The following is a 13,627-nucleotide window of genomic DNA, read 5'->3' on the forward strand; positions in this document are numbered from 1 at the left end:
GAAATTCTAGAATTTGCAAACATTTTTTGGTTTCAGATCGTAAATTTTAATATTATTTAAGAGTCTAGCCCGGAGATATCTCTTGGAAACATAAGGATATAGCGGGTCGTCTTATTTACAATTAATCCTGATAAAAGCTGATCTTCCGACTCATGAAGCCTCGTTCTCTTACCATTTTTATGCAGTAAATAGATTGGCTGCTTCTCCGCATGATAGGGTAAAAGTTTTCTTTTTATTTCATGAACCAATTCTTTTCCATTGTTGATTTTGAAAAATTCATTGGTATTTTTTACTTTTTCATCAATTATTTCCTTTCCAAATTGGTGTGATGAAATAATTGTTTTAGGTAAATTTCTCTGAATTACACATTTACACCAATATGACAACACAAAATCATCCGTATTCTGCCACTCTTTCATCGCCTGGATCACATCATTATCATCAAGACTCGTAAATCTCTCTATATCTTCATCCGTTGCGGCACTCTTTTCGCGGTATAAAAAATATTTCAGATTTTCTGCTGCAGGAAGCTCTGTTCCCTGGGAAATCAGATATTTTGCTCTTTCAAGGATCTTAACCAAAAGAAATTCTGCCAATGCTGAAGTTTTATGGTAATACACCTGCCAGTACATAAACATTCTGGCTGTCAGAAAATTTTCAATGGAATAAATTCCTTTTGCATCAATCACCAGTTCACCTTCTTCACAGACATTCATCATAGAAATAATTCTCTGGGTATTAATATTTCCTTCCGACACACCGGTAAAAAAGCTATCTCTTTTCAGATAATCCAATCGGTCAACATCCAGCTGGGAAGAGATCAATTGGTTGAAAAATTTTCTATGATATTTCCCCCGAAACATTTCGATAGCCATAGATAACTGGCCATCAAACTCCTCATTTAGCTTATTCATTAGGAGTAAAGAAAGATTTTCATGATGCCAGTCATCCATCAGCATACTTTCCAGTGCATGAGAAAACGGACCATGACCAATATCATGCATCAGAATAGCCAGCATCGCTCCTTTTTCCTCTTCTTCAGAAATTCTCACCCCTTTCTGCTTTAGTGTTTCCAATGCAGTAAACATCAGATGCATTGCTCCCAAAGCATGATGAAATCTTGTATGAGTGGCTCCCGGAAATATCAGGTTCAGAAGTCCGGTCTGCCCGATTCTTCTTAATCTCTGAAAGTAAGGATGCTCAATGATATCAAATAAAATTTCGTGGGGAATCTTGATGAATCCATGAACAGGATCGTTGATGATTTTTAGCTTATTCTGCATTGAAACGTCAATATTAGCAAACAAAGTTAGGCATTTTAAAGTTTAGGCTTTTATTAAATTACTATTAAAAGATGGAGTTTAAAAACTGATATCATTCATATTTTTCACAAATAATACCTTTTCAATACTATTGAAAATCTCTCCGGCTCATTTTTATTTTTAATTCATATTTTTTTGAAAACCTTTTGCAGTTGTTGTGGCAAAGGACTACCTTTGAGAGAAAACACGATAACCCTTAATGAGAAAGTATTCTCTTTTCCTTTTATTACTTTTAAGTTTAAATTTTTCTGCACAAATTATAACTGAAAACCAAAAACTGGAATCCCTCTGCAGAATATGGGGATTTTTAAAATATTACCATCCACATGTAGCAAAAGGAAACCTGAACTGGGATAAACAACTTTTTCAAAAGATTGATGAACTTGACTCTATTAATGATAAGCAGGCGTTAAATAATTTTTATTCTGACTGGATCGCAAGTCTCGGAGAAGTTGCACCCTGCAAAAAATGCTCAGTAAAGGAAGATAAAGTATATTTTCTTAAGAATTTTGATCTGAGCTGGATAGACAATCGTCAAATTTTCTCCAGAGGCCTGTCTCAAAAACTTCATTATATTGAAAATAACCGGAATCTTGGAGATAATCATTATTTCGGAAAAGGCGGAAGGAAAATATATTTCAGAAATGAAAAGTCCTACAGTTCAAAATTCACTTCCAAGACCATCAGCTTATTGGAGCTCTTCAGGTACTGGAATTATGTAGAGTATTTTTTTCCTTATAAATATGAAACAGATCAGAACTGGAACGATGTTCTTACAGAAATGATTCCCAAATTCCTTATGATTGATCATGATGAAAGTTATCATTTAACTTTGGCGGAACTGGTTACCAAAACAGATGACTCCCATGCCTATCTTTCATCAAAGGAAATTCAGCATCACCAATATGGAAACCGAAGAGTGCCAGCAGAGTATTCTTATGCAGAAGGAAAACTTGTGATTACAAAAATTAATGCTACAAGATTCGAGGATAAAAGTCCGCTTCAGGTAGGAGATGTTATTTATGATATTGAAGGTAAAACGATTCCGCAAATAGTCAACAGCTTTGGAAAATATATTCCAGCCTCCAATTCCTGGGGTAAATTCAACAAAGCAAAAAGCAAACTTCTGTTCAGCAACAGCGATTCTATTTCTGTAAAAATTGAAAGAGAAGGCCAAAATCTGGAAATAAAAACCAAAACTTATTTTGCCAAAGATATTATTCAGGAAAAAATAACGACTCCCCAAAAATGGAAATTCATCGATTATGAAAAGAAAATCGGCTATGTCAATATGGGAATTATAGAGAAGAAAGATCTGAATGAAATGTACAACAGTTTACAATCTGCAAAGTCTATTATCTTTGATCTTAGAAATTATCCTAAGCAAACCATAGAACCTTTAAGTTATCTTCTGCTTCCGGAGTCTTCAGTTTATTATCAGTTTACCTTCCCGGACACCAGCTATCCCGGAAAATTTTACAGCAGGAAAAGTAGTATTGGCAGGAAGAATCCCGGATACTATAAAGGGAATGTAATCGTTTTAATAGATGAGAATACTCAAAGCCAGGCAGAGACAACCACAATGATGTTCAAGCAGCATCCGAATGCTAAAATCTTCGGAAGCAATACTTCGGGAGCCAACGGAGATATTATTATGTTTAAAATTGCAGATCTTGATACCCGGTTTACAGGACTTGGAGCTTATTATCCCGACGGAAGGGAAACACAAAGAATAGGCATCACTCCTGACATTCTTATAAAACCGACTGTGAAAGGCCTTAAAAACGGAAAAGATGAAGTTCTGGAAATGGCTTTGGAGTATATAAAAAACACTGATTGAATGAAACAAAAATGTGAAATATCAAATGGTATTTTCATTTAACTTATATTTAACTTTTAATCTTTCTATTTTGTGAGATTTTAGAAGGATTTGGTCAACATTTTGATAGAATAACCATGTAAAAAATAAATTATGTCAGAAAAGATATTATGGATCGATGATGAAATAGATTTACTTAAACCTCATATTGTATTTTTAGAAAAAAAGGGTTACCAGGTAACCCCTGTAAATAATGTGAATGAGGCTTTGGAACTTATGGATTCAGAGAAATTTGCTTTAACATTAATTGATGAAAATATGCCGGGTATTTCCGGACTTGAAGCCATTCCTATGATTAAGGAAAAAGATAACTCCTTAAAGATTGTGATGGTTACAAAAAGCGAAGAAGAACACATTATGGAAGAGGCTATCGGATCTCAGATTGCCGATTATATATTGAAGCCTGTAAATCCTAACCAGATATTACTTTCCTTAAAGAAAAACCTTCAGGAGGACAATCTTGTTGAGCAAAAAACTATTTTGCAGTACCAGCAGGAATTCAGAAACCTCTCTATGGAACTTTCATACCTGAGAACCTATCAGGAATGGGCAGAATATTATAAAAAAATCCTTAGCTGGGAGATCAAATTTGATAAGGTAGCAGATAATGAATTTGCAGATCTTCTGCAATCTCAGAAAGAAGAAGCCAATATTCAGTTTGCCAAGTTTATTGAAAAAAATTACACGGACTGGCTGGTTGATTCTGACAAACCTCTAATGAGCCACACACTTTTCAAAGAAAAAGTAAAACCTGAAGTTGAAAAAGAAAAAGTTCTTTTGCTAATGGTAGACAATCTTCGTTACGACCAGTGGAAAGTGATTGAACCCTTATTTACAAAATATTACAATAAAATTTCGGAAGATTATTACTACAGTATCCTTCCTACCGCTACTCAGTATGCAAGAAACTCTTTCTTTGCGGGATTAATGCCGTCTGAAATTGAAAAACGTTTCCCGGATAAATGGTTTAATGATAATGAAGAAGGAAACAAAAATGAATTTGAGCGTGACTTCCTGGAAGATCAAATGAAGAGAATAGGCTTGGGCTCAAAATCTATGAAGTATCTTAAGGTATTGAATGCCGATTTTGAAAGGAAGATCTATGATGACTTCAACCAGCATAAAAATAATGATCTGCTGGTCATCGTATACAACTTCATTGATATTCTTTCCCACGCGAAAACAGACAACCACATCGTAGATCAGCTGATCCGTGATGATAAGACCTTCCGCTCTCTTACCTTCAACTGGTTTGAAAACTCTTCTTTGCTGAAGATTATAAAAACAGCGGCCGAAAACGGCTATAAACTGGTCATCACTACGGACCACGGAACGGTATATGTTAAAAAGCCAAGTAAAGTGGTAGGAGACAGAGAAACTTCTACTAATATCAGATATAAAACAGGTAAAAGTTTAACGTATGACGACAGTGATGTATGGGCGATTACCAATCCTGAAAAACTTTTCCTTCCAAAAGGAAACTTAAGCTCGAAATATATTTTTGCTAAAAACAATATATTCCTTGCTTATCCTAAAAATTACAATCATTTCGTTAATTACTATAAAGAAACCTACCAGCATGGAGGAATTTCACTGGAAGAGTGTATTATTCCTATCAGCATTTTAGAACCCAAGTAGTTTTTTTCGTAGTTTATTTAATTTTGGGTTTAAAGCGGAAAAAATCGAATGATTTTTTCCGCTTCTTTTTTATAGTTCATATCTTCGTAAAAAATAAATCATGTTTATTATTTCGCTTACCTACAAGAGTTCTATTGAAAATGTAGAACGCTTTATTCCCCAACATAATATTTTCCTTAATAAGCATTATGAATCCGGACAGTTTATTGCTTCGGGAAGAAAAGAACCCAGAACGGGAGGTATCATCATAGCCAATGCAGAATCTAAAAGTGAAATTGAACAGATCATTTCTGAAGATCCTTTTTATATTCATCAGATAGCAGATTATGACATCACGGAATTTCTCCCTTCAAAATACAATGAAAATTTTAAACTTTTTATAGAAGACTAATGAAATTAATCACATACAACGTCAATGGAATCAGAGCTGCTTTTACAAAAGATTTTCTGGGCTGGCTAAAGACTGCTGATCCGGATATCATCTGTATTCAGGAGAGTAAGGCCGGAAACGATCAGATAGACATCGAAAGTCTTGAAAAATTAGGTTATCACAGTTATTGGCACTCAGCAGTAAGAAAAGGCTATAGCGGGGTCGGAATTGCCTCAAAAATCAAACCCAATCATGTAGAGTACGGATGCGGTATTGAAAGCTATGATAATGAGGGTAGAATCATCCGTGCAGATTTTGATGGCTTTTCAGCTATTTCTGTATACGTTCCTTCTGCGTCTAATATTGAGAGACTGGATTTTAAAATGCAGTTCTGCCATGATTTCCTGGAGTATATCAAAAATTTAAAGAAAGAAATTCCCAATCTGATTATATCCGGTGATTTTAATATTTGCCATGAAGAGATTGATATTCACAATCCTGTTGGTTTAAAGAATGTTTCCGGGTTTCTTCCCATGGAAAGGGAATGGATGACCAACTTCATCAACGAATGTGAACTGATAGACAGTTTCAGGTTTTTTAATAATGATCCGGACAATTATACATGGTGGAGCTACAGACAAAATTCCAGAGCCAGAAACAAAGGATGGAGACTGGATTACAACTTCACCTCTTACAGTTTAAAGGATAAGCTCTCCAGAGCAGTTATTTTAAAAGAAGCAGTACATTCTGACCATTGTCCTGCTTTATTGGAATTGGATGTATAGAAGTTTAATATGTGCCATACAAAAAGCCAGCTGAGTCAGCTGGCTTTTTTTTAATTTAAATCATAAAATTAATCGACAATTTCATATTCGACCGGAATTGTACCATGACTGATATCTCCGATCTCATCGAACGCAGCTTTAGACATGTCTAAAGATCTTGATGAATGGTAAGGCCCTCTGTCATTAATTCTCACTATTACCTCTTTACCATTTTTAAGGTTAGTAACCTTAACGTTTGTTCCAAATGGAAGCGTTCTGTTTGCTGCAGTAAACTTTGAGTTATCAAAGATTTCTCCGCTAGCAGTTTTTCTACCGTTAAATTTATCGTGGTAGTACGATGCATAACTTGTTTTTTTCGCATCTAAGGCATTACTCGTAAAAGAATAAATACCTAAGGTTGAAATCATCATTATGATTACGAGAATGAATCTTTTCATCATTTTGAACTTTTATTGGTTTTGACGGGACAAAAGTATCAGGAATCTTTATAAAACCCTATCTCATATGTTAAAAACAGTTAACAAAACCTTAAATAAATCTTAATCAACCCTGCAATACCCTATGAATAGGGGTTTTAGACTACACTGTTAAAAAGTGTTAAAAAAAGACTTAAAAAGTTAACATAATTAACTAATTTGTGCATAATTTAAAAAAGACAATTTCAAAAACAACTGATAATCAATTAATTAAAATTCATACAATGTTAAGGTCTGAATTAAAAAATGATCTTTAAAAATTAAATATCTTAAAACCAGATTTTAAAAAAAACTGCTTATAGAACACGCTTACCCTTATAATATCATATTTCCGAAGCAGATTTTAACAGCTTTATATTCTGTTAAAATTTATAGATTGATTCCTTATTCATTAAATATCAACACCAATTGCTTAAAATATTGTTTTTAATATCCAATAAATACATAAATCTCTTCTCTTTTAAAAGTAAAAAAACCAATGATCTCTCATTGGTTTTTATTTATGTAATTAAATTAATTCTCTATTTTAAATATTCTAATACATAATCGTATGTACCGTTAGGATACACTACAGAAATACTTGGAGATCCTGTAACTGCAGCTCCGGTAGCTGTATCATAAGAATATAATTCTCTAGAATATACAGTATTTGTACCTGCTTTATAGATAGTGATTCCATACATTGAAGTTATTCCAGCAGGAGCAGGAATTGTTACCGCAGTAGAAGTTCCACTCGCTGCAAAAGTTCCTTTTACACCATAAATCTGAGCGTTGTTTACTTGTCTGTTTGTAACTGTTTCAGTTGTAAGAATATTTTCTTTTGCCGCTGAACCTAGTGGCAACCATCTACCTGATGCTGAAGAGAAAGCAGGTGTTGGAGTAGGATTACTAAAATAGTAAAAACCAACATCTACAGTTTGACCACCAATACCAGAACCTGTAGCAGGAGTAGTACCAGCAGTAGAGTTATAAACAATCATCCCGTCATATGCAGTAGGGAAGTTCAGAGCACTAGTCACTGGTGTAACAAAAGTAAACGAAGTTAAATTTGTTCTAGGAAATGCTAATCCTTTACCATTACTATTTGATGTTGTAAATCCATTTGCAGAAGCATCTAAAAATACAGACTGTGTAGCTACTGTAGCACTCACAGTACCGTTTGATCTTAATTGAGCGAAAAACGTGCTTGATGCCGCAACAATGGCAAACAATGCTGATGTTAAATATACTTTCATAATTGTGTTTTGTTATTAGAATGAATTATAGCTATACCAGTTCGTACCATCACAAATATAGGATAATGATCCTCCAGATTGAAGAGGTGTCGTTGAAGCTGTACTATGAACTCCTGTTACACTAAAAAAAGCTCCATTGGTTGCATCTATAAATGTAATAGTTTTACCGTTGGTTTTTGTCAATGTAGCTAAGTTAAATGTAACATTTGATGTAACTAGAACTGCATTATTCAAGTCTGTATCAGAGATCGTAGAAGCTGTCTGTGCTCTTACTGTCATTCCAGCAGGAGCAACGCTTCCACCACCTACAGCGATCCAAGTGTTCGTAGTCTGGCCGTCATAGTAGTAAAAACCTACTGCTGTAACGTTCGTAGTTTTGGGAGTTGCTGTACCGTCAATCGTTGTAACGAAAGCAAGCGCTCCATTTTGAGCAGCAGTATAAGCTGCATCTTTAGCTAATAATTGTGCTCTTGTCATACGAGGGACTAATAAGGCATCAGGTCTAGCATTGTCAGTAGTATTTGCTACTACATCTAGCGTTGCGGCAGGTGTGGTTGTGTTAATCCCCACTCGCCCCTGCTGAGCCTTAGAAAGGGCCGAAAGGCCAACAAGCATAATTGCTGTTAATAAAAATTTTTTCATAAGTTTTTAAAGATTTTTAATTACATTTTTTTTCATCAATATTTCCAAAATGGTAGATGCATCCCAACTTGTGAACATCATATTGAAGCGAACAAGTTAAAATATTATTTTAATTTCATTTTAGCTTCATTTAAACGATTTAACTCATTGAAAGCATATTATTTAAAAATATTGCTTATTGCGCAAATTTAAGACATAATTTTTGAATTTATATACTTTATAAAAGAAATTTGATAAATCTTAATTATGCAAAATATTAACAAATTGATTATCAATAAAATAAAAACAAATCACCGAGAAAATTCTATGTTAATTTTCGTTAATAGCTTAATTTCATAAATCTTATTTTAAACTGATTAGTAAGCATTTAGCTAGACTAATTCTCCGTATAAATCAAACTCTTCGGCTGAGGTAATTTTAACATCTGCAAATTCACCTATAGAGATATAGGTATCTTCAGCAGAAACCAAAACTGTATTATCCACATCTGGTGAATCATACTCCGTTCTTCCAATAAAATAGTTCCCTTCTTTACGGTCAAAAATACATCTGAATATTTTTCCTACTTTTTCCTGATTCTTTTCCCACGAAATCTGAGACTGCAATTCCATGATTTCTTCTACTCTTGCCTCTTTTACCTCTTGCGAAATATCATCTTCCAATACATAAGCCGTAGTATTCTCTTCATGAGAATAAGTAAAGCATCCTAATCTGTCAAACTTCTGTTCTCTTACCCAGTCTTTAAGCTCCTGGAATCTTTCTTCTGTTTCACCAGGATATCCAACAATAAGAGTTGTTCTGATCGCCATATCAGGAACTTTTTCTCTGAACTTTCCTAAAAGAGCATCTGTTTTCTCATGGGTAGTTCCTCTCTTCATTGATTTCAACAAATCGGAATTAATATGCTGAAGAGGAATATCTATATAGTTACATACTTTAGGTTCTTCACGGATAATATCGAGAACATCTTCCGGAAAACCGCTTGGGAAGGCATAATGAAGACGAATCCATTCTACACCTTCTACCTTCACCAATTCTTTTAAAAGATCTCCTAACGCTCTTTTCTTATAAAGATCAAGACCATAGTAAGTAAGATCCTGTGCGATAAGAATTAATTCTTTTGTCCCTTTTTTTGCCAGTTTCTGAGCTTCTAAAACCAGTTTTTCGATGGGGGTTGACATATGGCCTCCTCTCATCAAAGGGATCGCACAGAAAGAACATGGTCTGTCACAGCCTTCTGAGATTTTAAGGTAGGCATAATGTTTTGGAGTCGTTGTAAGTCTCTCTCCTACCAGTTCGTGTTTATAATCTGCTCCAAGATGTTTTAAAAGCATCGGCAGGTCTCTTGTTCCGAAATATTGGTCTACATCCGGAATTTCTTTTATCAAATCCGGTTTATATCTTTCTGATAAACATCCTGTAACGAATACTTTTTCAACCTCTCCTCTATTCTTAGCTTCAACATAATCAAGGATGGTATTAATAGATTCTTCTTTAGCATTATCAATAAATCCGCAGGTATTGATTACAACAATGTCACCACGGTCTTCATGAACCACTTCTTTGCCATTAGCTTTCAGCTGGCTCATTAATACTTCAGAATCATATACATTCTTGGAACACCCAAGAGTGACTACATTGATTTTCTTCTTCCCTACAGATTTTGTACGCATCGTTTTGATTTTGAGTCTGCAAAGATACAAAATATTGAAGAGTTAAGGATTAAAAAAATAAAAACCACTTTTATAAAGTGGTTTTCAGGGATATAATTTAAAAGTTTTTGTCTTTAAATCCAGGGGCGTTCTGATCTTTTTCCGAAAGTATGGCGTCTTTTTCATCAACTTTCCAATCAATATCAAGATCCGGATCATTGAATCTTACACTGCCTTCTGATTCTTTGTTATAAAAGTTATCACATTTATAGGAAAATACAGCATGGGTACTTAGTACGGCAAATCCATGTCCAAAACCTCTTGGCACGTAAAGCTGTAGTTTATTTTCTGCGGTAAGCTCTATTCCGAACCATTCCCCGAAAGTAGGAGAATCTCCTCTAAGATCCACGGCAACATCCCACACACTGCCTTCAAGGCATGATACCAATTTTGCCTGTGCATGCTCACCTTTCTGAAGATGCAGTCCTCTTAATACTCCATAAGATGATCTGGAAATATTATCCTGTACAAAGTGGCCGTTCATCCCTGTCAATTCTTCGAATTTTTTTTCGTTGAACTTTTCAAAGAAGTAGCCTCTCTCATCTTCAAATATGGTAGGCTCTATGATATAGCAATCTTTAAGCGGGGTTTCTTTAATTTTCATAATAGTAAAAAAACTCTATTTCAATATGGTTATTATTGTTTTAAATAAAATCTTCGTATCATTTTTGAAAGACATATTTTCAAAATAGTCAAGATTCATTTTTACTTTATTCGGAAATAATATTTCATCATTATATACCAAAGGATTTTTCTGGCTATTCAGAAGATTTTCTTCGTCTCTGTATTTAATACTCGCTTCACAGGTTAATCCCGGCTTTAATTCCAGAACTTTTCTATCTGCTCCGGTCAATTTATCGTAATACCCTTCAATGTCAGGTCTGGGACCCACAAAACTCATATCGCCCTTTAAAATATTAAATAATTGGGGAAATTCATCAAATTTAAATTTCCTGAGTGTCTGCCCGATTCTGGAGCATACTCTTTTGCTATCATGAATTGTTTTAAATTTAAATATGGTAAATGGCTTTCCATACTGTCCTATTCGGGTCTGAAAAAAAATCCCATTAGAAGATGTATCGAGACTTGCAATCACAAATAAAATAAGCAGTACCGGCATAAGAAAGAGGGTCAGTATTACCGCTAAGATAAAGTCGAAAACCACTTTCCAATATTTATACTGATTCATTAAACTCAATGATATTAAACTCCGAAATAGTTACGGATTACGTTTGCTATTCTTTCTCTGTCATCATCTGACAAGTTGGACCCTGACGGAAGACACAGTCCGTTATCAAAAAGATTTTCGGAAATTTTTCCTCCGTAATAAGGAGAAGATTCAAAAACCGGCTGTAGGTGCATAGGCTTCCAAAGCGGTCTTGATTCAATATTATCTTCTAAAAATGCAAGTCTTAAGCCTTCTCTATTTTTCCCTGTAACCTGCGGATCAACAATAATGGCAGATAACCAGTGATTGGAATAAAAATCCTTTCCAGGCTCTGAAAATACAGTCACCCCTTCAATATTTTTAAAAATTTCAAAATAGAAATCATGCATTGCTCTACGGGCTGCCACTCTATCTTTAAGAACTTCCATCTGCCCTCTTCCTATTCCTGCAACAATATTGCTCATTCTGTAGTTGAAACCAATATGTGAATGCTGATAGTGAGGGGCATTATCTCTTGCCTGAGTAGAAAGGAAAACGGTTTTATCTTTATCTTCCTGAGTGTGGCAAACCAAAGCTCCTCCTCCGGATGTGGTAATAATTTTGTTCCCGTTAAAACTTAATACTCCAAAACGTCCAAATGTTCCACAAGCCTGTCCTTTGTAAGTAGAACCAAGAGCTTCTGCAGCATCTTCTATAACAGGAATCTGGAATTCCTGAGCAATAGCTGTAATTTCGTCCATTTTTGCAGGCATACCATACAAATGAACTACAATAATAGCTTTGGGCTTTGTTCCTTTTTGAATTCTGTCTTCAACGGCTTCTCTTAAAGCTTTTGGACACATATTCCAGGTATCAGGTTCGCTGTCTACAAAAACAGGAGTTCCTCCACAGTAAGCAATAGGATTGGCTGATGCTGAGAAAGTCATTGACTGGCAGATAACCTCATCACCATGCTGTACTCCGCATTCAATAAGCGCAAGGTGTAATGCTGCGGTACCAGCAGAAAGAACGGCAACTTTTGCATTTTCACCCAAAAACTGCTCCAGATCTTTTTCTAATCCGTCAACATTAGGTCCCAATGGCGCTACCCAGTTTTCTTCAAATGCTTCGTTGATATATTTTTGTTCGTTACCTCCCATATGGGGTGAGGACAACCAGATTTTAGTATTCATAATATTGATTTGTAACTTGTTTATATAATATTTTTTTTAATGATTTTACCTGGATTCCCTACTACAACTGAATAATCGGGAATATCATTAATAATTACCGCTCCGGCACCTATTACACACCATTTTCCTACTTTAATTCCCTGTATTACTGATGCCCCAATTCCAATATGAGTGCCTTCACCTACTTCAACAGTCCCGGCGAGTGCCACATTAGGTGAAATATGAACAAAGTCTTCAATCACACAATCATGATCTACAGATGCATTGGTATTGATGATACAGTGCTTACCAATGGTGGTATCAGCATTGATTACAACTCCACCCATTACTACTGTTCCCGGTTCAATCTTTACAGAGTCCGAAATTATAGATTTTGGGTGTATTAAGATGCCTATCTCATTTTTAATTTGTTCCGATATTTTTTTACGAGTAAAATTATTTCCGATTGAAATAATCATTTTTTCCTTATCGTCAGGTAAATTATTTAATACAGGAAAGCCATAGCATTCATTTTTAGTAATATCCTGATCTATGAATGCCTTAATCTTTATGTCATTAGCCGTTGCAATGTCTGCAATTACTTTTCCGTGTCCACTTGCTCCAAATAAATACATAATGATCAATTAATTTCCCTGAAAGGGTTCTATGGTTACATGTCCATCAGCAGAAACTCCTTCTCTTATAAAAACTTTCTTAGCGGTTAAAAAGAAGATTTTCACGTCTAACATCAATGATATATTTTCTACATACCATACATCATAATCAAATTTTTGATTCCATGATATTGCATTTCTACCATTTACTTGTGCCCAACCTGTGATTCCGGGTCTCACGTCATGTCTTCTCGCCTGGTGTTCATTATATAAAGGTAAATATTGAACCAAAAGAGGTCTTGGTCCAATAAGTGACATATCTCCCTTCAGGACATTGATTAATTGTGGAATTTCATCCAAAGATGTTTTACGGACGAAAGAACCTATTGCTGTTAATCTTTCTGCATCTGATAAAAGGTTTCCATTAGAATCCTTTTTATCATTCATTGTTTTAAACTTTATAATTTTAAATATCTTACCGTTTTTACCTGGTCTCTGTTGAAAGAAAAAGGGTTTACCATTATTGGAAAGAAATAATCCAACCATCACAATAAGAAAAATTGGAAGTAGAAAAGTAATTCCAATGAGAGCAATTACAAAGTCGAAAATCCTCTTTAAATAATTTTTGTACATTT

14 protein-coding genes are annotated in these 13,627 nt (G+C 34.7%); 4 read left to right on the forward strand and 10 right to left on the reverse strand.

Features of this window, described 5'->3' with window-relative positions; translation table 11 throughout:
* Nucleotides 1-56: 56 nt before the first annotated feature.
* Complete coding sequence (locus KIK00_RS10305; protein WP_255816462.1) at nucleotides 57-1,283, reverse strand: HD domain-containing protein; 1,227 nt, start codon at nucleotides 1,281-1,283, stop codon at nucleotides 57-59.
* A 238-nt stretch (nucleotides 1,284-1,521) separates the two neighbouring features.
* Here KIK00_RS10305 and KIK00_RS10310 point away from each other — a divergent pair, with 238 nt between their 5' ends.
* The 4 genes from KIK00_RS10310 (at nucleotide 1,522) to KIK00_RS10325 (ending at nucleotide 5,994) form a co-directional block, all read left to right on the forward strand.
* Nucleotides 1,522-3,162, forward strand: a complete 1,641-nt coding sequence (locus KIK00_RS10310; RefSeq protein ID WP_255816463.1) for a S41 family peptidase — start codon at nucleotides 1,522-1,524, stop codon at nucleotides 3,160-3,162.
* Nucleotides 3,163-3,294: 132 nt separating this feature from the next.
* A complete protein-coding gene (locus tag KIK00_RS10315) occupies nucleotides 3,295-4,839 on the forward strand; it encodes a bifunctional response regulator/alkaline phosphatase family protein (protein ID WP_047378748.1) in 1,545 nt (514 codons plus the stop codon).
* 100 nt (nucleotides 4,840-4,939) lie between these two features.
* On the forward strand, nucleotides 4,940-5,230 hold the full coding sequence (locus tag KIK00_RS10320) for a YciI family protein (RefSeq protein WP_255816464.1): 291 nt from the start codon (nucleotides 4,940-4,942) through the stop codon (nucleotides 5,228-5,230).
* Complete coding sequence (locus KIK00_RS10325; RefSeq protein ID WP_255816465.1) at nucleotides 5,230-5,994, forward strand: exodeoxyribonuclease III; 765 nt, start codon at nucleotides 5,230-5,232, stop codon at nucleotides 5,992-5,994. The genes KIK00_RS10320 and KIK00_RS10325 overlap by 1 nt, the downstream gene beginning before the upstream one ends.
* Nucleotides 5,995-6,062: 68 nt before the next feature.
* Here KIK00_RS10325 and KIK00_RS10330 read toward each other — a convergent pair whose 3' ends face one another.
* The 9 genes from KIK00_RS10330 to KIK00_RS10370 all read right to left on the reverse strand — a co-directional run bounded on the left by KIK00_RS10330 (nucleotide 6,063) and on the right by KIK00_RS10370 (nucleotide 13,625).
* Nucleotides 6,063-6,434: a septal ring lytic transglycosylase RlpA family protein gene (locus KIK00_RS10330; protein ID WP_149833308.1), complete on the reverse strand. Its 372-nt coding sequence runs from the start codon at nucleotides 6,432-6,434 to the stop codon at nucleotides 6,063-6,065.
* A gap of 557 nt (nucleotides 6,435-6,991) precedes the next feature.
* On the reverse strand, nucleotides 6,992-7,705 hold the full coding sequence (locus KIK00_RS10335) for a hypothetical protein (RefSeq protein ID WP_255816466.1): 714 nt from the start codon (nucleotides 7,703-7,705) through the stop codon (nucleotides 6,992-6,994).
* A gap of 15 nt (nucleotides 7,706-7,720) precedes the next feature.
* Nucleotides 7,721-8,320: a hypothetical protein gene (locus KIK00_RS10340; protein ID WP_255816467.1), complete on the reverse strand. Its 600-nt coding sequence runs from the start codon at nucleotides 8,318-8,320 to the stop codon at nucleotides 7,721-7,723.
* Between the two features lie 398 nt (nucleotides 8,321-8,718).
* On the reverse strand, nucleotides 8,719-10,020 hold the full coding sequence (rimO, locus tag KIK00_RS10345; RefSeq protein ID WP_255816468.1) for a 30S ribosomal protein S12 methylthiotransferase RimO: 1,302 nt from the start codon (nucleotides 10,018-10,020) through the stop codon (nucleotides 8,719-8,721).
* A gap of 97 nt (nucleotides 10,021-10,117) precedes the next feature.
* Nucleotides 10,118-10,663 (reverse strand): dTDP-4-dehydrorhamnose 3,5-epimerase, encoded by a 546-nt coding sequence (gene rfbC / locus KIK00_RS10350; protein WP_255816470.1) that lies wholly within the window; start codon nucleotides 10,661-10,663, stop codon nucleotides 10,118-10,120.
* A 15-nt stretch (nucleotides 10,664-10,678) separates the two neighbouring features.
* Nucleotides 10,679-11,248 carry a sugar transferase gene (locus KIK00_RS10355; protein WP_255816471.1) on the reverse strand — a complete coding sequence of 190 codons (570 nt, stop codon included), beginning with the start codon at nucleotides 11,246-11,248 and terminating at the stop codon, nucleotides 10,679-10,681.
* 14 nt (nucleotides 11,249-11,262) lie between these two features.
* On the reverse strand, nucleotides 11,263-12,399 hold the full coding sequence (locus tag KIK00_RS10360) for an aminotransferase class I/II-fold pyridoxal phosphate-dependent enzyme (protein ID WP_255816472.1): 1,137 nt from the start codon (nucleotides 12,397-12,399) through the stop codon (nucleotides 11,263-11,265).
* 20 nt (nucleotides 12,400-12,419) lie between these two features.
* Nucleotides 12,420-13,013, reverse strand: a complete 594-nt coding sequence (locus tag KIK00_RS10365; protein WP_255816473.1) for an acetyltransferase — start codon at nucleotides 13,011-13,013, stop codon at nucleotides 12,420-12,422.
* A 9-nt stretch (nucleotides 13,014-13,022) separates the two neighbouring features.
* On the reverse strand, nucleotides 13,023-13,625 hold the full coding sequence (locus KIK00_RS10370) for a sugar transferase (protein ID WP_255816474.1): 603 nt from the start codon (nucleotides 13,623-13,625) through the stop codon (nucleotides 13,023-13,025).
* Nucleotides 13,626-13,627: the final 2 nt, after the last annotated feature.

Origin of the sequence: Chryseobacterium sp. MA9 (assembly GCF_024399315.1) — a bacterium.
In the GTDB taxonomy this organism is placed as follows: domain Bacteria; phylum Bacteroidota; class Bacteroidia; order Flavobacteriales; family Weeksellaceae; genus Chryseobacterium.